Source organism: Brevibacterium sp. UCMA 11754, from assembly GCF_021532275.1.
Classification (GTDB): Bacteria; Actinomycetota; Actinomycetes; order Actinomycetales; family Brevibacteriaceae; genus Brevibacterium.
Genome location: NZ_JACBOT010000031.1, coordinates 292,303 through 309,928 on the forward strand (window position 1 = coordinate 292,303; position 17,626 = coordinate 309,928).

18 protein-coding genes and 1 pseudogene are annotated in these 17,626 nt (G+C 63.5%); 11 read left to right on the top strand and 8 right to left on the bottom strand.

Annotated features, from left to right (window positions below; translation table 11 throughout):
* Position 1: 1 nt before the first annotated feature.
* Genes HX613_RS18275 through HX613_RS18285 form a run of 3 tightly spaced genes read left to right on the top strand, consistent with a single transcriptional unit; the run spans position 2 to position 2,861 of the window.
* Positions 2–742, top strand: coding sequence for a DsbA family protein (locus HX613_RS18275; protein ID WP_235346633.1), 741 nt, complete (start codon positions 2–4; stop codon positions 740–742).
* Positions 742–1,689, top strand: a complete 948-nt coding sequence (locus tag HX613_RS18280; protein WP_235346634.1) for a cytochrome c biogenesis CcdA family protein — start codon at positions 742–744, stop codon at positions 1,687–1,689. Before HX613_RS18275 ends, HX613_RS18280 begins: the two co-directional genes overlap by 1 nt.
* Complete coding sequence (locus HX613_RS18285; protein WP_235346635.1) at positions 1,689–2,861, top strand: hypothetical protein; 1,173 nt, start codon at positions 1,689–1,691, stop codon at positions 2,859–2,861. The genes HX613_RS18280 and HX613_RS18285 overlap by 1 nt, the downstream gene beginning before the upstream one ends.
* Positions 2,862–2,909: 48 nt before the next feature.
* On the opposite strand, the gene HX613_RS18290 is transcribed toward HX613_RS18285, so the two are convergent.
* On the bottom strand, positions 2,910–3,269 hold the full coding sequence (locus tag HX613_RS18290) for a hypothetical protein (protein ID WP_235346636.1): 360 nt from the start codon (positions 3,267–3,269) through the stop codon (positions 2,910–2,912).
* Positions 3,270–3,727: 458 nt separating this feature from the next.
* Here HX613_RS18290 and HX613_RS18295 point away from each other — a divergent pair, with 458 nt between their 5' ends.
* Positions 3,728–4,834: a rhodanese-like domain-containing protein gene (locus HX613_RS18295; RefSeq protein ID WP_442862618.1), complete on the top strand. Its 1,107-nt coding sequence runs from the start codon at positions 3,728–3,730 to the stop codon at positions 4,832–4,834.
* Here HX613_RS18295 and fdhD read toward each other — a convergent pair.
* Genes fdhD through HX613_RS18310 form a run of 3 tightly spaced genes read right to left on the bottom strand, consistent with a single transcriptional unit; the run spans position 4,811 to position 7,820 of the window.
* Positions 4,811–5,704 carry a formate dehydrogenase accessory sulfurtransferase FdhD gene (fdhD, locus tag HX613_RS18300; protein WP_235346637.1) on the bottom strand — a complete coding sequence of 298 codons (894 nt, stop codon included), beginning with the start codon at positions 5,702–5,704 and terminating at the stop codon, positions 4,811–4,813. The genes HX613_RS18295 and fdhD overlap by 24 nt on opposite strands.
* A 5-nt stretch (positions 5,705–5,709) precedes the next feature.
* On the bottom strand, positions 5,710–6,261 hold the full coding sequence (locus tag HX613_RS18305; protein WP_235346638.1) for a MogA/MoaB family molybdenum cofactor biosynthesis protein: 552 nt from the start codon (positions 6,259–6,261) through the stop codon (positions 5,710–5,712).
* Between the two features lie 59 nt (positions 6,262–6,320).
* Entirely contained in the window at positions 6,321–7,820 is a 1,500-nt protein-coding gene (locus HX613_RS18310) for an FAD-dependent monooxygenase (RefSeq protein ID WP_235346639.1), read from the bottom strand.
* A 213-nt stretch (positions 7,821–8,033) separates the two neighbouring features.
* Here HX613_RS18310 and HX613_RS18315 point away from each other — a divergent pair, with 213 nt between their 5' ends.
* From HX613_RS18315 to HX613_RS18330, 4 genes are all read left to right on the top strand, one after another.
* Complete coding sequence (locus HX613_RS18315; RefSeq protein ID WP_235346640.1) at positions 8,034–8,483, top strand: MarR family winged helix-turn-helix transcriptional regulator; 450 nt, start codon at positions 8,034–8,036, stop codon at positions 8,481–8,483.
* Between the two features lie 74 nt (positions 8,484–8,557).
* Positions 8,558–9,682, top strand: coding sequence for an LLM class flavin-dependent oxidoreductase (locus HX613_RS18320; RefSeq protein ID WP_235346641.1), 1,125 nt, complete (start codon positions 8,558–8,560; stop codon positions 9,680–9,682).
* The gene (locus HX613_RS18325) at positions 9,679–10,245 is read left to right on the top strand and encodes an NADPH-dependent FMN reductase (protein ID WP_235346642.1); all 567 of its coding nucleotides are present in this window, start codon (positions 9,679–9,681) and stop codon (positions 10,243–10,245) included. The genes HX613_RS18320 and HX613_RS18325 overlap by 4 nt, the downstream gene beginning before the upstream one ends.
* A 109-nt stretch (positions 10,246–10,354) precedes the next feature.
* Positions 10,355–10,867, top strand: a complete 513-nt coding sequence (locus HX613_RS18330) for a DoxX family protein (RefSeq protein ID WP_268827010.1) — start codon at positions 10,355–10,357, stop codon at positions 10,865–10,867.
* Here the strand turns inward: HX613_RS18330 and HX613_RS18335 are convergent.
* Positions 10,851–11,885, bottom strand: a complete 1,035-nt coding sequence (locus tag HX613_RS18335) for a GlxA family transcriptional regulator (protein ID WP_235346643.1) — start codon at positions 11,883–11,885, stop codon at positions 10,851–10,853. The two genes, HX613_RS18330 and HX613_RS18335, sit on opposite strands and share 17 nt — an antisense overlap.
* Before the next feature lie 95 nt (positions 11,886–11,980).
* On the opposite strand from HX613_RS18335, the gene HX613_RS18340 reads away from it, so the two are divergent.
* Complete coding sequence (locus HX613_RS18340; protein ID WP_235346644.1) at positions 11,981–12,622, top strand: isochorismatase family protein; 642 nt, start codon at positions 11,981–11,983, stop codon at positions 12,620–12,622.
* Between the two features lie 8 nt (positions 12,623–12,630).
* Here HX613_RS18340 and HX613_RS18345 read toward each other — a convergent pair whose 3' ends face one another.
* The 3 genes and pseudogenes from HX613_RS18345 to arsB form a co-directional block, all read right to left on the bottom strand.
* On the bottom strand, positions 12,631–14,103 hold the full coding sequence (locus HX613_RS18345; protein WP_235346645.1) for a flavoprotein: 1,473 nt from the start codon (positions 14,101–14,103) through the stop codon (positions 12,631–12,633).
* Positions 14,096–14,278 (bottom strand): annotated as a pseudogene (locus HX613_RS18350) (hypothetical protein); the annotation flags it as partial. The gene HX613_RS18345 and the pseudogene HX613_RS18350, both read right to left, overlap by 8 nt.
* Before the next feature lie 52 nt (positions 14,279–14,330).
* Positions 14,331–15,443: an ACR3 family arsenite efflux transporter gene (gene arsB / locus HX613_RS18355; RefSeq protein WP_235346646.1), complete on the bottom strand. Its 1,113-nt coding sequence runs from the start codon at positions 15,441–15,443 to the stop codon at positions 14,331–14,333.
* 135 nt (positions 15,444–15,578) lie between these two features.
* On the opposite strand from arsB, the gene HX613_RS18360 reads away from it, so the two are divergent.
* Positions 15,579–15,929, top strand: coding sequence for an ArsR/SmtB family transcription factor (locus HX613_RS18360; protein ID WP_235346647.1), 351 nt, complete (start codon positions 15,579–15,581; stop codon positions 15,927–15,929).
* 43 nt (positions 15,930–15,972) lie between these two features.
* The gene (gene mdlC, locus HX613_RS18365; protein WP_235346648.1) at positions 15,973–17,571 is read left to right on the top strand and encodes a benzoylformate decarboxylase; all 1,599 of its coding nucleotides are present in this window, start codon (positions 15,973–15,975) and stop codon (positions 17,569–17,571) included.
* Positions 17,572–17,626: the final 55 nt, after the last annotated feature.

The window sequence follows — 17,626 nt, forward strand, 5'->3', positions numbered from 1 at the left end:
TATGCCGAGACACGAAGCGCTCAGACCCCAATACCGTTGGTGGATACCCCTCGTGGTCATCGCCTCGGCCCTGGCTCTCGTGCTCATGATCCTCTTCATGGATCGAGAGCAGGGCGACGATTCTGGCCAGACCACCGCCGGACAGAAGGAGTCGGATGTCGTCGTCACCGAGGTCGAGGATCCCCAGCAGAAGGATGTCAGCGATTTCGACAGCGACGATGACGACCCTCTGGCCGACGGTCCGGTGGATGCTCCGGTTACTCTCGTCGTCTTCTCCGACTATCAGTGCCCGTACTGTGCGGCCTGGTCTCAGGACACTCTGCCGAAGATGCTCGACTACGTCGACTCCGATGATCTGCGCATCGAATGGCGCGAGGTCAACGTCTTCGGCTCCGCGTCCGAACAGGCCGCCAAGGCGGCATACGCAGCCGCCCTGCAGGAAAAGCACTGGGAGTTCCACGAGAAGCTGTTCGCCGGAGGCAAACCACGTCCGCCGGAGGAGCTCTCTCCCGAAGCGCTGACATCCGTGGCCGCCGATATCGGCCTCGACATGAACCAGTTCGAGAAGGACATGAACTCCTCTGAAACAGCCGCGGCTGTCGACAAGAACGCCAAGATGGGCACCGAACTCGGCGCCTTCTCGACTCCGACGTTCATCCTCGGCGATCAACCCTACGTCGGAGCCCAGCCCACCAGCGTCTTCGTCGACGCCATAGAACAGAAATTGGAAGGAGCGAACTGATGGACATCGGTTTACTCAGCGCTTTCATCGGCGGAGTCCTCGCACTGCTCAGCCCGTGCGCGGCGCTGCTGCTGCCGGCCTTCTTCGGCTCCACGGTAGGGGCCGGGTCACGACTGCTGCTCCACGGTGTCATCTTCTACGTTGGAATGCTGCTCGTCCTCATCCCCCTGGGGATGGGAGCAGGAACCCTGGGAGCAATCTTCACGGCCTATCGCGGAACGATCGTCCTCGTCGCCTCGGTGATCCTCGTCATCCTCGGCATCGTCCAGTTCTTCGGATTCGGGTTCGACCCCGCTCGGGCGCTGCCGGGTGCCGACGCCATGAGGTCGAAGTCCGCAACGGCGACAGGAGCAACGAAGACCTTCCTCCTGGGTGCCACGAGCGGGATTGCCGGAATCTGCTCCGGGCCCATCCTCGGCGCGGTCCTGACTCTGGCGGCTACGAGAGGCAGCGTATTCCTCGGCGGTGTGATGCTGGCGATCTATGGTGCCGGCATGGTCGTGCCGCTGTTCATCATCGCGGCCCTGTGGTCGCGGATGGGGCCGCGAGCCAGGTCGGTCATGCGCGGAGGCTCGGTCAACTTCTTCGGCCGCCGGCTACCCATCATCTCGATGATCACCGGAGCCCTGATGATCCTCATCGGCATCGTGTTCTGGATGACGAATGGTCTGGTCTCGGCACCGTCTCTGGTTTCAACCTCAACCCTTGCCCATATTCAGGAATGGGCGAGCTCCTGGACGTCGACCACGGTCGACATCCTCGTCGTCTGCCTGTTGGCAGTCGTCGCCATCGCCCTGTGGTTCCGGCATGAACGCCGTCGCAATAGGGACAGGACGGGCAGGGACGAGAGTCAGGAGCAGACAGAGACTGCGACCGGATCGGAGACAGAGACCGGGCCGGAGACCGCGAAGGCACCGAACCGGGTCAGAGACGAGCGAAGGCCCTGATGGCCAGGCGAGGACTCGTCAGTCTGACCATCGCGCTGACCACCACACTGGCTCTCCTTGGCTGCACCTCGGCCGAGGAACCGCCCGAGCTCGAACGCGAACCGAAGCAGGTCGACACGAAGCTCGATGCGGTCGATGCCTCCGACCTGCAGCTGCCGCTGATCGTCGAACCGCTCGAACTCGTGGAACCGGACTGGGACCTCGACGTCAAGCACCTCGGCGATGTCTTCCTGTCCGCAGGCAGCAGCGAGGATCGGCTGAACTTCAGCGCCGTCGACAGCAACGGCACCACCCTGTGGCAGGCCCAGCGACCTACGGGCTGCACCGGGTTCACCGTGACCGCCGACAGTGAGGGGAAACCGCTGGCGGTGCTCACCGACTCGGCATCTGACGAAAGCTGCAGCACCGAGGTGACGGCGAGCGCCTATGACCTGGAAACGGGCGAACAGAAGTGGGGCCCGACAGACGTGCCCGGTCCGCTGCAAGGCCCGGGAACGGTCTTCTCGCCCGCCGACGATGACGGCGACACCGATGACGGAGAAGCTGTGGCACTCGACTCTGACTCCGGTGAAGTCGCAGATGAGGAATCCTCGACCTCGCGCGTCCTCGGCGAGTATCAGGGGACGATCCTCAGTGTTGATCAGGACACTCTCTCCGCCTCGGACGGAGGAGACACCGCGTGGGAGATTCCGCTGGCGGATCACGACTGGAGCGTCGAGGGGCTTACAGCCTTCCCCGAACAGGTCGACGGTCTCATTCACCTCGATGCCGACGATGGGTCCGGGCCCGTCATCGATGCAGAAACTGGTGATGTCCTCGACGAGTCCGCCAGCGAGATCGCTCGAGATGCGAACTCGGAGTTGATCATCACGAGGGACGAGCAGGGCCTGACGGTCATCGATGAGACGGGCACGAACGAACTGCCAGTCTCTCTGCCCGAGCCCGTGGTCTTAGAGGCTGCCGTCGGCGGGCTCATCTACCTGCGCGAGGGCGAGAGTCTGCGGGTCCACAACGCAGCCACCGGCAGCTTCGCCAGGGGCTACCCTGCCGAGGGCTCGGGCATCGTGGCAGTTCCCGACGTCTTCACATCGACGGGTGTGGGTACTCTTCGAGCCGGAGACCGGACCCTGCTGGCCACAGACAGGGTGGTCGAGGAATCCACAGAAGGTTAGGGCTGCCGCCGACCGCGGCTGCGCAAGTTCAGTCCTGAATCGCGGCGCTCACCTCGGTGACCTTCGCAGCGCGGCGCTCACCTCTTCGGCATTGGGTGTCGAGATGAGCAGTTCATCGAATCCCCCGTTCTCAGAGCCGTCGGTCAAACGGATGCGCAGCACCGGTTCACCGGCCTTCATCGCCACGAGACGACGTGTGCCGTTCGGGTGCCGATAGGTGCCGAGCTTCCGGTAGCCGGAGATGTTCAGACCAGATCGCAGACCCAAAAACTCCGACGGCCACCCGGTGACTTCGGAGGCGCGGATCGCATCGAGGGGAACAGAATGGAAACGGCGTCCGGCCATCAGCCGCTCCCACCCGGGAAAGACGATCGTCAGTCGGTTGTTGTTGATGGTGACCTCAGTCATGGCGAATCCTTTACCTCAGCTGGGCGGGGTAGCCCATGAATTCAGCGTATGCGCGCACCTGCGGGGCCACTTCCCTCTGAAGACTGAATTGCCGATCCTTCCCGCGGTGGATTCAGGCCCGACTGACTCGCCACAGAGCAGACCAAAATCTCGCGCCGAGCCCTCCACATCGATGTCGTCTCGTGACCTAGAGATGACCGCTGATGCCTGTCCCCCGTCGGCCGGGCGGCGTATTCTGAAGGCGAGTCCCTGACCATCAGTCGGGTATTGCTGACCCCCGAGGTGCCCCGAGGTGCTCGCCCAAGGTCTGGCTCACAGTATCTAAGACGATGCCCTGCAGCGGTGCAGCGGTGCAGCGGTGCAGCGGTGCAGCAGCCTCACCCTGGCAGTCGGACAGGAGAAACGTCATGTTGCTCGAACGAATCTACGATGAGGACCTATCTCACGCGAGCTAATTCATCGGCTGTCAGGCCACCGGCGACGCCATCGTCATCGTCATCGACCCCAGTCGGGACATCAGCGCCTACCTGGAGCTGGCCGAAGCCAAAGGAATGCGCATCGCCCACGTCACCGAGACGCACATTCACGCCGATTTCTTCTCCGGTACTCGAGAATTGGCCGATTCCACCGGCGCAACTGCCCATCTGCCCGGTGAAGGCGGAGCTGACTGGCAATACGGGCACGAGGGCGAACGCTTGGCCGACGGTTACACCATCACAGTCGGCTACGAACGCAGCTTCTCCTGGTGGGGCCACCATCTTGCGGCCGGCGATGAGCAGGGTTTCATCGACGAGCTCTTAGACGGACAGCCGGATGCTCCTTCCTATTTCGGTCGCATGAAACGACAGAACCTGGAAGGGCCTGCGATTCTCGGTCCACAGTCGGTGCTGCCAGAACTGAGTGTCACTGCAGTCCGCGAGGGCCTGGCGAACGCCGCTGTGACCCTCATCGACACCAGGGATCAGCACGGTGTCCATGCGGGCGCGGTTCGGGACGCGATCAACATTCCGGCCTGGAACAAGCCTGCCGTCCATGCGGGCTGGGTGCTGGATCCGAAGTCCGATACTCGGCCTCTCGTGCTTCTGACCGACGGCTCGGACACCGCTCACCACCTACGAAATCACCTCATTCGGGTCGGCATCGACACAGTTGAAGGCTATGTCACCGCCACCGACGGACTCCCCGCAGCTGTCCCCGATCTGGTGGGGCCGGACGACCTCGACTCGACTGATTACGAGATGCTCCTCGATGTACGCAACGCATCGGAATTCGCGCAGGGCACGATCCCCGGCGCAGTGCAGCTGAGTGCGGGGCGGGTCCTGTGGCATCAGGATCGGCTGCCAGCTTCGGGCACGATCCTCAGCTTCTGCCAGAGCGGTGTGCGCAACTCGGTGGCTTCCAGCGCTCTGCGGCGAGCCGGGCACCGCGTCATCGAACTCGAAGGCAGCTATCTCGGCTGGCAGGCGGCCCAGCAGAGGCAAGGGCTCCAGGTGCAGCGACCCGATGGGCCACAATCACCTTGGCCGGAATCGGGCCGGGGCTCAGGCAACCCGCTCCGGGTATGAGTAGACATTGAAACGGCCCCTGCGGTTGAAGCCGATGACGCTGACACCCACACTCTTGCCGTGATCGACGGCCAGCGCCGAGGGTGCACTGACGGCCGACATCATCGGGATGCCTGCCATCGCTGACTTCTGCACCAGTTCGAATGAGGCACGCGCTGAGACCTGCAGGACCGTTCGGCTCAGCGGCAGACCACTTCCCTGGTGTGACATCGCCCAGCCGATGACCTTGTCGACGGCGTTGTGACGACCCACATCTTCACGTCCGACGAGGAGTTCCGGCTCATCGTTCGGGTCAGCACCGACGGCGAAGAGCGCGGCGGCGTGGACTCCCCCAGTCTTGTCGAAGACGTCCTGCTGTGTGCGCAGGCGGTCGGGCAGCTCACCGAGCCGTGCGGCCGAGAGCAGGGGCGGGAACCGGTACTCCTCATCGTTATCCTCGTCGAGGTGGAAGGAAGCCGGGATCAGGGGGTAGGCGGAGGTCTTCGTCACCGCGTCGATGGCCGCGGTTCCACAGATCCCACACGAGGACGAGGTGTAGACGGATCGGGCGGGGGCCGCCTCGGCGCTCCAGATTCCGGGTCGCAGCCGCACAGCCGCGACGTTGTGGTTCCGAGTCCCGTCGGGAGCGAGCCCAGTGGAGAAGTCGATCTCCTCGATGTCGGCCATGGTCGTGATGATCGCTTCGGAGAGGAGATAGCCGGCCACGAGTTCGATGTCGTTGCCGGGTGTGCGCATGGTCACGGAGAACTGCTCCCCGTTGAGGCTGACCTCCAGCGGCTCCTCCCCAGCCAGCGAGTCGGGCCCGGCGGAGATCTCTCCGCTGGCGTCGAATCTGTGGACTCGGGCACGAACGGCCCTGCGTTGAGCCATGGTGATCAGACCCTTGGTCCGTGGTCGGTGGTGTCCTCGATGGAAGTCTGGATGTGTTCGAGGAGGTCATCGATGACGGTGATGCCGTCCTTGACGCCGCCCTTCGAGCCGGGAAAGTTGATGACGAAGCTGCGGCCCCGAACGCCGGCGACGCCGCGACTCATCACCGCCGAGGTGGTCGTCTCCAGGCCCTTGCGCCACATCGCGTAGACGAGCCCCGGGGATTGTCGTTCGAGGAGTTCGGCGGTGAATTCCGGAGTTCGATCGTCCGGAGCCAGTCCGGTGCCGCCGCTGGTGACGATGATGCGTGGGCGTTCGTGTTCGGGAGTGTCGACGAGGAGCGTGCCCAGCGCCTGACCGACGGGCTCGCCGTCACGCACGACGATGGCATCGGGAGTCTCGTATCCGCGGGTGCGCAGCCAGTCGACGAGGATCGGCCCGGTGGTATCGGCCGCCTCTCCCCTGGCTGCCGAGGTGGAGGCGATGATGACGGCGGCAGTCCGTCCCGCGCCGAGGCGGTCGTCAGTCTCACCGACTGCTGAGTTCTGGCTATTCACGAATCAATCCTTCTTCCCGGCGCACACGCGAGCTCTGCTACCCATTGTTCCACGAAGACCTAGAGACCGAACCAGAATCCCAGCGCCTCGCTCAGCCCTGCGGCCGACGATTGCCCGACCCACGCCACATAGCCGTCCGGGCGGATGAGCACGGCAGTGGGAGCCGACACCTCGCCGATGACCGGCAGATCCCACACACCGTAGTAGCGCGCATCGACACGATCGACACGATCTGCCCATGCTGTGATGTCGATGTCACTGGGATCACCGAGGCTGAGCAGCACTGGGCGAGCGCTGTGGAGAAGCGTGAATGCTCGCCGTGCCCCCGCTGGAGTGTGGAGGTCCAGGTCAGGCATGCGACGACCCACCAGTGGGTGCACGTCTGAGCTGGGGTCATCGGTTCCACTGGCAGCATCGGCTGTACCGACAATTTCGGTTCGCGCCTCGTAGCGGATGGCGAGGCCGGAGAGGTCGCCGGCAAGTGATTTGCGCGGCTCGTCCATGTGGAGCCAGCCATCGATCACTTCGTTGAGGGCTTTGACGCGGTCGTCCATTCGCATCAGTGCCGTCTGGGCCAGGTTGTGGTGGATGACTCGCGCGCCGACTGCGTGACGCTCCCGGTGATAGGTATTGAGGAGGTTCTCTGACGACGTCCCCTTGATCACTCGCGCCAGTTTCCACCCTAAGTTCATCGCGTCTTGGACGCCGGTGTTGAGGCCCTGGCCACCGACCGGCGAGTGGACGTGCGCCGAGTCTCCGGCCAGCAGCACCCGTCCGGAACGATAGCTCGCGGCCTGCCGAGCCATGTCGGTGAAGCGAGTCAGCGAACTCGGATCGCGAACCCCGAAGTCTTTCCCCCATGCCTCGGTCAGCGCGAAGCGCAGATCATCGAGAGTGGGCTCTGAGCTCTCCTGCGGCTCCCTCTCAGAGACGACGAGACTTGCCCGGCCATTCGGAAGCTGGCTGAACGCCTGCGTTCCGAACTTGTGCTGGTGGACGCCCCATTCTGGTTCTTCGGTCAGCTCAACCTCGGCGATGAGGCTGCTCATCGTCGGCTCCCAACCGGGAAAATCGATCCCCGCAGCCTTGCGGATCCGACTGCGCCCTCCGTCACAGCCGACGATATAGTCAGCGCGCAGCACACGACCATCGGACAGCTGAGCCTCAACTCCGCTGCGGTCCTGATCGAACCCGGTGACTTCAACGCCGTAGTCGATTCTCACCCCGAGCTCCTCGACCCACCCGGCCAAGATCTGTTCGGTGCGCTGCTGCCGGAGACCCAATCCGTACGGGTGCCGTGACGGAAAGTCGATGATGCCCAGTCGCGTGTTGCCGAACCCCAGAACTTGAGCGACTTGGCCCTCATCTAGAAAACGATCGACGATGCCGCGCTGATCGAGCATCTCAAGGGTCCGCGACTGCAGACCCAGCGCTCGCGTTCCGACGAGGTCCTGGTTTGCTCGTCTCTCGACAAGAACACTGTCCACCCCTGCCAGAGCCAGCTCTGCGGCCAGCATCAACCCGGTCGGCCCGGCACCGACGATGATCACTTCAGTCACAACTGCTCCACTCTCTCAACCCGAGGTACCAGTCTGCCCCGCAGACGGGGCCTTGCCGCAAGTCCCCATCTGCACTATAAAGTAAATAGAGGCAAGGAACTTTGAGTTCCTTGCCTTCGTCATCTGTCGCTGTCATCTGTCGCTTCGCCACGATGTAGATTGACCATCAGGCAGCACCGCCGACACACTTGGCCCGAGATCACAGGAGGCGCGATGGAGGATCTGTCGCTGAGCACGTTGATCTGGCTGCGCATGGTGCGTTTCGTTCAGAACAGCAACCAGATGTCCAATACTCACCTGCACCATTTCGATCTCACCATCGCCCAGTTCGAGATGCTCAGCCACATCCGCGCCTTTGAACCGGTCACCCAGTCGGATCTGGCGAAGGGACTCACGGTCAGCGGCGGAGGTGTGTCCCGGATGGTCTCCCGGCTCGAACGTGATGGTCTGATCTCACGCACACAGGACTGGAAGACAAAGTTCATCTCCTTGACGGACGTCGGCAGGCAACGGCTCGACAAGGCCTACCCGGCCCAGATCGAATTCCAGTCTGCGCTCTTCGATGAGGCCCTCGATGAGGATGAGAAGACGCAGCTGCATGCGCTGATGAAGAAGCTCTACGAGCACAGTGTGAAGCGCCGCGAGGCAGACGAAAAGCCCTAGGGAATTTTTCTCCGCACCGATCAGTTGACATGGCAAACGATACTTTTCGAATTCGCCGTCACCGAGGAGAGAACATGACCGACACCACCACCCACACTGAGCCCGCGAACGTGATGGATCACTTGAGCATGATGGATCACTTCGGATTCACGCCCGGCCAGGGACTGCAGTTCGGGATGTACAGCCTCGGCGATCATCTGCCGAACCCGGCCGACGGATCCAGAGTCAGTGCGGGCGAGCGCATCCGCGAGTTCATCGGCTATGCGCAGGCGGCCGAGGATGCTGGCTTCGACTTCTTCAGCGTCGGTGAGAGTCACCAGGAGTACTTCGCTTCGCAGGCTCACGCCATCATCCTCGGCGCAATCGCCCAGGCGACGAGCGCCATCCGAATCGGCAGCACCTCGACGATCCTGAGCACCTCAGATCCGGTTCGCGTGTTCGAGAACTTCTCCACGATCGACCACATCTCCGGCGGCCGGGCCGAACTCGTCGCCGGTCGCGCCTCACGCGTTGGGCTCTTCGAACTGCTCGGCTATGATCTGCGCGACTACGAGGAGCTGTTCGAAGAGAAGTTCGAGCTGCTCAACCGAATCAATCGCGAGCAGAAGCTCAGCTGGAGGGGCCAGTTCCGTGCACCGCTGAACGACGCCGAGGTGCTCCCCCGTCCCGCACAGGATTCTCTGCCGATCTGGCGAGCCGTGGGTGGTGCCCCGACGAGCGCGATCAAGGCCGGCCTGGCCGGGGTGCCCATGGTCATGGCGCACCTGGGTGGGACAACCTCGTCGTTCAGACCCACGGTCGATGCCTACCGGGAAGCGGCACGCCACCAAGGGTTCGACCCAGATACCCTGCCGATCGCGACTGCGGGATTCTTCCATGTTGCCGAGACCTCGCAGGAGGCGCTGCGCGGACTCTACCCTCATATCAACGAGGGGATGAAGCGCACGAACGGTCAGGGCATGCCCAAGCAACTCTTCGCCCAGGCGGTGGACCCGCACAGCATCGTCAACCTCGGCAGCCCCCAGCAGATTGTCGAGAAGATGCTGCACCAGCATGAGGTGTTCGGCCATCAGCGGTACCTGGGTCAGATGGATTTCGGCGGCATGCCCTATGACCAGGTGATGAAGCAGATCGAGATCATCGGCTCCGAGATCATCCCGGCCCTGAAGAAGTACACGGCGAAGGAGGTCACCCGATGAAGCTCGTCGCGATCTCGGGTTCGAACGTCGGCACGAAGACGCGGACCGTCATGGAACACGTCACCCAGACGGTGCTGGCCCAGGACCCGGACGTCGAGGCCACCCTCATCGACCTCGCCGAGGTCGACATGGTCTTCAGTGACGGACGAAACTTCACCGAGTACACCGGGGATACCGGTCGTGTCACCCGGGCCCTCGTGGATGCCGATGCCATCGTCATCGGCACGCCGATCTTCCAGGCCTCGATTCCGGCGACGCTGAAGAACATCTTCGACCTGCTGCCGGTCAATGCCTTCCGCGACAAGGTCGTGGCGATGGTCGCGACCGCTGGGTCAGCCAAGCACTATCTCATCCCCCAGCAACAGCTGCAGCCGATCCTGACATACATGAAGGCTCAGGTCGTGCAGCCGTACGTATTCGTCGAGGAGAAGGACCTGCTGCGCAACCAGATCGTCAACAACGATGTCATCGCCCGCCTCGACCGGCTCGTCGAGGACACCCTTGTGCTCACACAGACCTACGCCTCGATCAGGGAAGCGAAGGACGCTGCCTACGGGTTCTGAGCATCAGACTCCGACGGCCAGCGTCGTCAGCCACGGCCGTCCGCGACGATCTCAGATGACAAGCGAAACTGCTGTCAGCGTCTTGCCAAGCGCAGCGCATACTCTGTAATTGCAATTTCAATCAACCCTGGAGATCGCTGTGTACGCCACGACCGGATTCCCGACCATCGCTCGCGACATCATCACCGTCATCGCTCGGATCGCCCTCGGCGCCATCTTCATCGCCCACGGCTGGCAGAAGTTCAATGAGTGGACCGTCGCCGGAACTACCCAGTCATTCGCACAGATGGGCGTGCCGCTGCCGGACATCGCGGCGCCGTTCGCCACGTTCGTCGAACTCATCGGCGGCGCGCTGCTCATCCTCGGCGCCCTGACTCCGATCGTCGGGGTTCTGTTGGCAGCCAACCTCATCGGAGCCCTTCTCATCGTCCACCTGACTCCCGTGCCGTTCGTCGATCAGGGCGGCTGGGAACTCGTGGCAGCTCTGGCAGCAGGCGCCCTTCTGCTGGCAGCTATGGGGCCGGGACGCCTCAGCGTCGACCGGTTCCTGCTCAAGGGCAAGAAGAACAAGAAGGCGAACCAGGCCGACGAGTCGAACGCTCAGCTCACTTCAGCCGACTAAGTTCGGGCCGCGCTTCGAACCGGCGACGATATTCCGAAGGCGTCGTCTTGAACGCGGCAGCGAAGTTCTGCCGCAAAGTGACCACACTGCCGAATCCGCAGTTCACGGCGATCTGATCGATCGACACGCTCGTGGTCTCCAGCGCCCGACGGGCCTCATCGAGGCGACGCATGCGCACCCACGAAGCAGGCGTCGCCCCTGTCGATGCCCGAAAGGTGCGGATGAAGGTCCGCACACTCATGTGTGCGATCTCGGCCAACCTCTCGACCGGCAGTGATTCGTCGAGGTGATCGACTGCCCAATCGAGAACCCGAGAGATCGGGTCGTCATCGGCATGTTCCGGCAGCGGTCGCTGAATGTACTGCGCCTGCCCACCGTCGCGGTGCGGTGCGATGACCAGACTGCGTGCCACCTGGTTGGCCGCGGCGGCGCCCAGCCGGGTTCGGACCATGTGAAGACAGGCATCCAACGCCGAGGCTGTGCCAGCCGAGGTGATGACATCGCCGTAGTCGATGTAGAGAACTGAATCGTCGATCTCCAGATCCGGGTGTCGAGCCGTGAGCTGGTCGAACCCCTGCCAGTGCGTGACCGCCCTGCGGCCGGCGAGCAGACCTGCGTCTGCGATGGGGAACGTGCCCAGACAGAGTCCGGCAATGGAAGCACCCCGGTCATGGCAGTCAACGAGCAGCTGTCGCAGGGGCTGCCCAGCCGGGCGACCATCGTCGTACCAGGACGGGACAACGACAACCTCGGCGCCAGCTGCCGCGTCCGGCCCACTCAGCCCAGTGATCTGATACCCCTCCGCCGTCGTGATCGGCGCAACGTCGTCGGAGAACAGGACGGTTTCCCACGCTGCCAAGCCCTGGCGGGCAACCTCGTTGAAGACCATCTGCGGCACAGACAGATGGAACATGGTGATGCCGGTGAAGGCATAGATGGCGATGCGCACGTCGGCGCCCTCCTGTTTGGCTGGTGGCAGGCTCGGGAAGTTTGGCGTAATTCCATCGTAGATGAGCATTTGTGCTACTGGTAGCGCCCGGTCGGCTCTCGCACACTTGAGATGTGCCGCAGTTGCGCGCCACGTCCCTACTAACGACATCTTGGAGATTCGATATGACTACCGCCCGCCGTGCCCTTGTCCTCGTCGATGTGCAGCAGCAGTACTTCGACGGCCCCTTGGAGATCCAGTACCCGAGCCATGACCAGTCACTGCCGAAGATCACTGCGGCCATCGACGCTGCGGCTGCCGCCGACATCCCGGTCGCCGTCTTCCAGCACACGATGGGCACCGAAGCCCCGGTCTTCAATCCGAACGAGCCCGGGTTCGCACTCCACCCAGAGGTCGCTCAGCGCCAGGTCGATTCCTGGAAGTCAGTGGTCAAGGAATACGGCTCCGTCTACGCCGACACCGATCTCGAAGCATGGCTGCGCGAGAAGGGCGTCGACACTGTCACCCTCGTGGGCTATATGACCAATAACTGCATCCTCTCCTCGGCAGCAGGCGCCGAGGTTCTCGGCTTCACCACGGAGGTGCTCTCCGATGCGACCGGTGCCATCAACATCGCCAATGATGCCGGCTTCGCCGATGCCAAGACCGTGCACACGACGCTGATGGCACTCCTGCATTCGAACTGGGCCTCCGTCGCGACCACCGAGGCCTGGACTCAGGCACTGACTGCTCAGGAGCCGCTGCCGAAGGGAGACCTGGGCGCCTCGGCAGTCACGGGTGCGCAGAAGGCAGGGCAGAGCTCATAACGTCTGATTCAGTCTGTTGCCACAGTGGTGCTGCGACCGTGCTCCAGCCCGGAGGGGATACCTAGCGTAACTGGCTGTGCGGGAGAATCGCAGCACGAATCCGATTCTGCGGCTTCGACGCCAACCTCGGCTGAGGTCGACTCGCATGACGAACCGATGTCGGCCGAGCACACTCCGGTCTCCGGAAGCACGAGCTCGACCTTGTCGGCCGCTTCCTGATCGCCGGCGATCGCGGCGACGATAGAGCGAACCTGTTCATAACCGGTGGCCATGAGGAACGTCGGCGCGCGACCGTAGGACTTCATACCTGCGATGTAGAAGTCCTTCTCCGGGTGGGCCAGGAGGCGAGCACCGTGTGGCGCGACGGTTCCACAGCTGTGGTATTCCGGATCGATGAGTGGGCCCAGGCCTGTGGGCGCCTCGACGATCGGGTCGAGATCGAGTCGGATCTCGCGGAGGAAGCTGAGGTCAGGGCGGAACCCTGTGGCTGGCACTACCCGGTCAACGTCGAGCGACACTGATCCGTCTGGAGTGGTACCGGTGACGATGAGTTCGCTTGCAGTGCCTGAAGCTGTGTCGTCGTGCCCTACACTGGTCGCCGAGGTGGCGCTCGGGTCCGTGATGCCTAGCCTCGTGATGGTCACCGAGGTGTGGACCTCAATACGTCCGGCTTCGACGAGGTTGCGCAGTCGGGTGCCCAGAGTTCCGCGGGCTGGGAGTCCGTCCTGGTCGCCACCGCCGTAGACACCGGCAGGGTCAGTTCCTCGTATGGCCCAGCTGATGCGGGTGGTCGGTTCGGCCTCGCGGAGCTCTCCCAGAGCCAGCAGAGTGTTGGCCGCCGAGTGACCGGCCCCAACGACAAGAGTGTGACGGCCAGCGAACTGCGCACGGTCCCGGCCGAGGACATCGGGCAGCGGTGAGCTCACGAGCCCGGCCTCGCGGGCCTCGTCTTCACCGAGTGCCGACAGTCCAGCCTGGCCGAGTGGATTCGGTGTCTCCCAGGTTCCTGAGGTGTCGATGACGGCGCGCACGACATGATCCAAAATTTCTCCACGCCCGTTCTGAGTTCGCACGAGGAATGGAGTGTCGCCGCGTCCCGGGGTGCGGGTGCGATCCTTGCCGACGCGGCTGATCGCAATGACTCGTGTCTGCGTGCGGATCGCGTTGCTCAGCTGTGGGGTCGCGGCCAATGGAGCGAGGTACTCGGTGACGAGTTCAGCCCCGGTGGGCAGGTGGTCGCCATTGGGCTCCACCCATCCTGTCGGCCCGAGCAGCGCTCGTGCAGCCTGGTCGATGTTGTACTTCCACGGTGAGAAGAGACCGATGTGGCCCCACACACTGACAGCGGCCGCAGGTGTCGCACCTGCCTCGAGGACGAGCGGCTCCATGTCGCGAGCGATGACGTGCGCCGCGGCAGCAAGACCAACCGGCCCGGCACCGATGACGGCTACGGGGAGTTCGCCTGTGGTGATGTCAGTCATGAGTCATCCTGTCTGGGAGTGCGTCATCTGCAGAAGCCCTGGATATGGACAGGCTGGTCAGCAGGGTCTCGACGTGGGCACGGATGTCGTCGCGGATGGTGCGCACGGCCTCGATTCCCTGACCTGCCGGGTCGTCAAGTTCCCAGTCCTCGTACCTGCCGCCATCTGCGACCGGCCGGCGTTGTGCACGCAGACGAAGAGGACGGCGGGCTTCGTTTCGGTTGAAGTCATGAGTACGACTCCTGTCGATTCGGCGACATCTGGCCTGCGGCACCTTCGGGGAAGAAGCGGCGTCGTGACCATAGTGCTACGTAGACGAGGGCGACGAGGATGGGGACCTCGATGAGTGGGCCGACGACTCCGGCCAAGGCCTGCCCGGAGGCGACTCCGTAGGTGCCGATAGCTACGGCGATGGCGAGTTCGAAGTTGTTTCCGGCAGCGGTGAAGGCCAGCGTGGTCGTCTTCTCATACCCGAGGCGAAGGGCGCGTCCCACAACCATGCCGAGGGCGAAGACGACGGTGAAGTAGATGAACAGCGGCAGTGCGATGCGGGCGACGCTCAAGGGATTCGAGGTGATCTCATCGCCTTGGAGAGCGAAGAGCAGGACGATGGTGAACAGGAGGCCGTAGAGCGCGAAGGGACCGATCTTCGGCAGGAAGCGGTCTTCGTACCAGGTCTGCCCCTTGGTCTTCTCACCGATGGTACGGGTGAGGAAACCGGCCAACAGCGGGATGCCGAGAAAGACGAGGACGCTGAGCGTGATCGCCCAGAATGAGAACTCTCCGCTGGTCGTCGGCAACCCGAGGAGGTTCGGCAGCCACTGCAGGTAGAACCAGCCGAGGAGACCGAAGGCGAGGACCTGGAACACCGAGTTGATCGCAACGAGGACGGCCGCGGCTTCACGGTCTCCACAGGCGAGGTCGTTCCAGATGAGGACCATGGCGATGCAGCGGGCGAGGCCGACGATGATGAGCCCTGTCCTGTATTCGGGGAGGTCAGGCAAGAAGATCCAGGCGAGGGCGAACATGAATGTCGGAGCCGCCAGCCAGTTGATGAGCAGAGAGGTGATCATCAGCTTCTTATCGGCCAGCACCCGGCCGGTCTCGTTGTAGCGGACTTTGGCCAGCACCGGATACATCATCACCAAGAGGCCCAGAGCAATCGGCAGCGACACGTCGGCGACCCTGATCGAGTCCAGTGCCGACCCGAGTCCCGGCACGAGGCGGCCGAGCAGCAGACCAAGCACCATCGTTGCGATGATCCACACCGGCAGGAAACGGTCAAGGGTGGACAGTTTGGCCTGGGCCGGTTCACTGGTAGCGGTGACGGGGGTGCTCATCGAACTCCTCGGACGCTTCTGATCATGACAGGCATCGCCCGGTCACAGCCGAGCCCGCCACAAACATCGATGGGTATCGATATGAATACAACCACCACATATCGACAACTGTCAATATGTGGGCATAATGGACTGGTGACTGCTGAACAGACTTTGCCCGCACCCGCCTCGGCGGCCTGCTGCGCTCCCCTGACTGCTGAGCCCCTGGGCCTGGACGAGGCCCAGGATTTCGCCCGGATCCTCAAAGCGCTCGCCGACCCTACCCGTCTGCGCCTGGTCTCACTGGTTGCCGCGCACGAGGACAATGAGGCCTGCGCGTGCGATCTCATCGATCCGGTCGGACTGGGCCAGCCCACGGTCTCACACCACCTCAAGACCCTCGTCGACGCGGGAGTCCTTCACCGTGAGAAGCGCGGTATCTGGTCGTACTACTCATTGGCAGAAACGACCTTGGAACGCATCGCGGCGTTCCTGTCCCCTGCGTAAGATGCGACACGAACCACTCCCTTGAACGAAAGCAGAGAGGTCAATGACCAAGACTGTCCTTCAGGCAAGCCTGGATGTCTTCCGCGCCCACGGAATGATGACGATATTCGGCAACCCCGGATCGAACGAATTGCCATTCCTCGCGGGACTCGGCGATGATTTCCGCTTCGTCCTCGGCCTGCATGAACAGGTCGTCGTCGGCATGGCCGAAGGCTTTTCACGCGTCACCGGGCGTCCGGTCCTGGTGAACCTGCACGCTGCGTCCGGGTCCGGCAACGGTATGGGAGCGCTGACCAACGCTCATTATGGCCACGTTCCGCTGGTTGTCCTCGCCGGCCAGCAGGTCCGCCGGACGGTCGGTCTAGAAGCGATGCTGGCCAGCGCGGATGCCGCCGCACTGCCGACGCCGCTGGTGAAGTACTCCCACGAGCCGTTGTCTGCCGCCGACGTCCCCCGGACCCTGTCCCAAGCCGCATTCGAAGCCGTCACCCAGCCGAGCGGTCCCGTCTATGTTTCGGTGCCCTTGGACGATTGGGGCGAACCGGCACTCGACGATGACGACCTGTTGCCGCAGCGATCGGTCTCGACCGGGCGTGGTATCGATCCGGAGCTCGAACAGGAGCTGCTCACCTCCCTCAACGGTGCGAAGCGTCCGGCTCTCGTGGTCGGCCCCCAGGTGGATGCCGCCGCCGTTGCTGACTCGAGCGTCATGGAAGCAGCGATGTCGCTGGCGGAGAAGCTCGACGCCTCCGTCTACATCGCCCCGTCGCCCACCCGCTGTCCCTTCCCGACGACCCACCCGAACTTCGAGGGAGTCCTTGTCCCCGGGATCCAGTCAGTGCGGGACCAATTGGCCGACCATGATGTCGTCCTGGTTCTGGGTGCGGCCGTGTTCAGATATCACCGCTGGGAGCCCTCGAACTATCTCACCCCCGGCACCGAGGTCATCCAGATCACCCAGGACCCGCGCGAGGCCACCCGGGCACCGTTCGGCCAAGCCGTCATCACCGATGTCGCCAGCACCACCGTGACGCTTGCGAAGCAGATCGCCGATCGCGGTGCCCGTCGCGGCGAGCGCGGTTCACGGATCATGAGCCCAGCGGCCACCTCGGCGGAGGGAATGACCGGCGGAGAGGTACTCGAAGTGCTCAACGAGCACGTCAATGACACGGTGTCCTACGTCAATGAGACCACCACGCTGGACCTCGACTACCTCGAACGGGTCGCCATCGACCGACCCGGAATGTACAGCTTCCCAGCCTCCGGCGGTCTGGGCTTCGGGCTGCCTGTTGCCGTCGGAATGTCGATCGGAGCACCGGAGAAGACGATCGTTGCGACCGTCGGTGACGGCTCCGCGAACTACGGCATCACCGCGCTGTACACGGCCGCCCAGCTGCAGACGCGAACCGTGTTCGTCATCATCAACAACTCCGGCTACGGCGCCTTGGCCGGCTTTGCACAGCGCATGGGCGTGCCCAAGGTTCCTGGTCTGACCCTGGGCGGCATCGACTTCGTCGCCCTGGCCCAGGGCTACGGAGTACCGGCCAAGCAGACATCGACCCGTGCCGAGTTCGCCGCCGCCTATCGGGAGGCACTCGAAGCATCGGGCCCGGCGCTCATCGACGCCTCGATCGTCTCGTGATTGCGCACAGCGCACGGTCGGCTCCGATGGGGCCGCAGTTTGTCCTGCGCACACC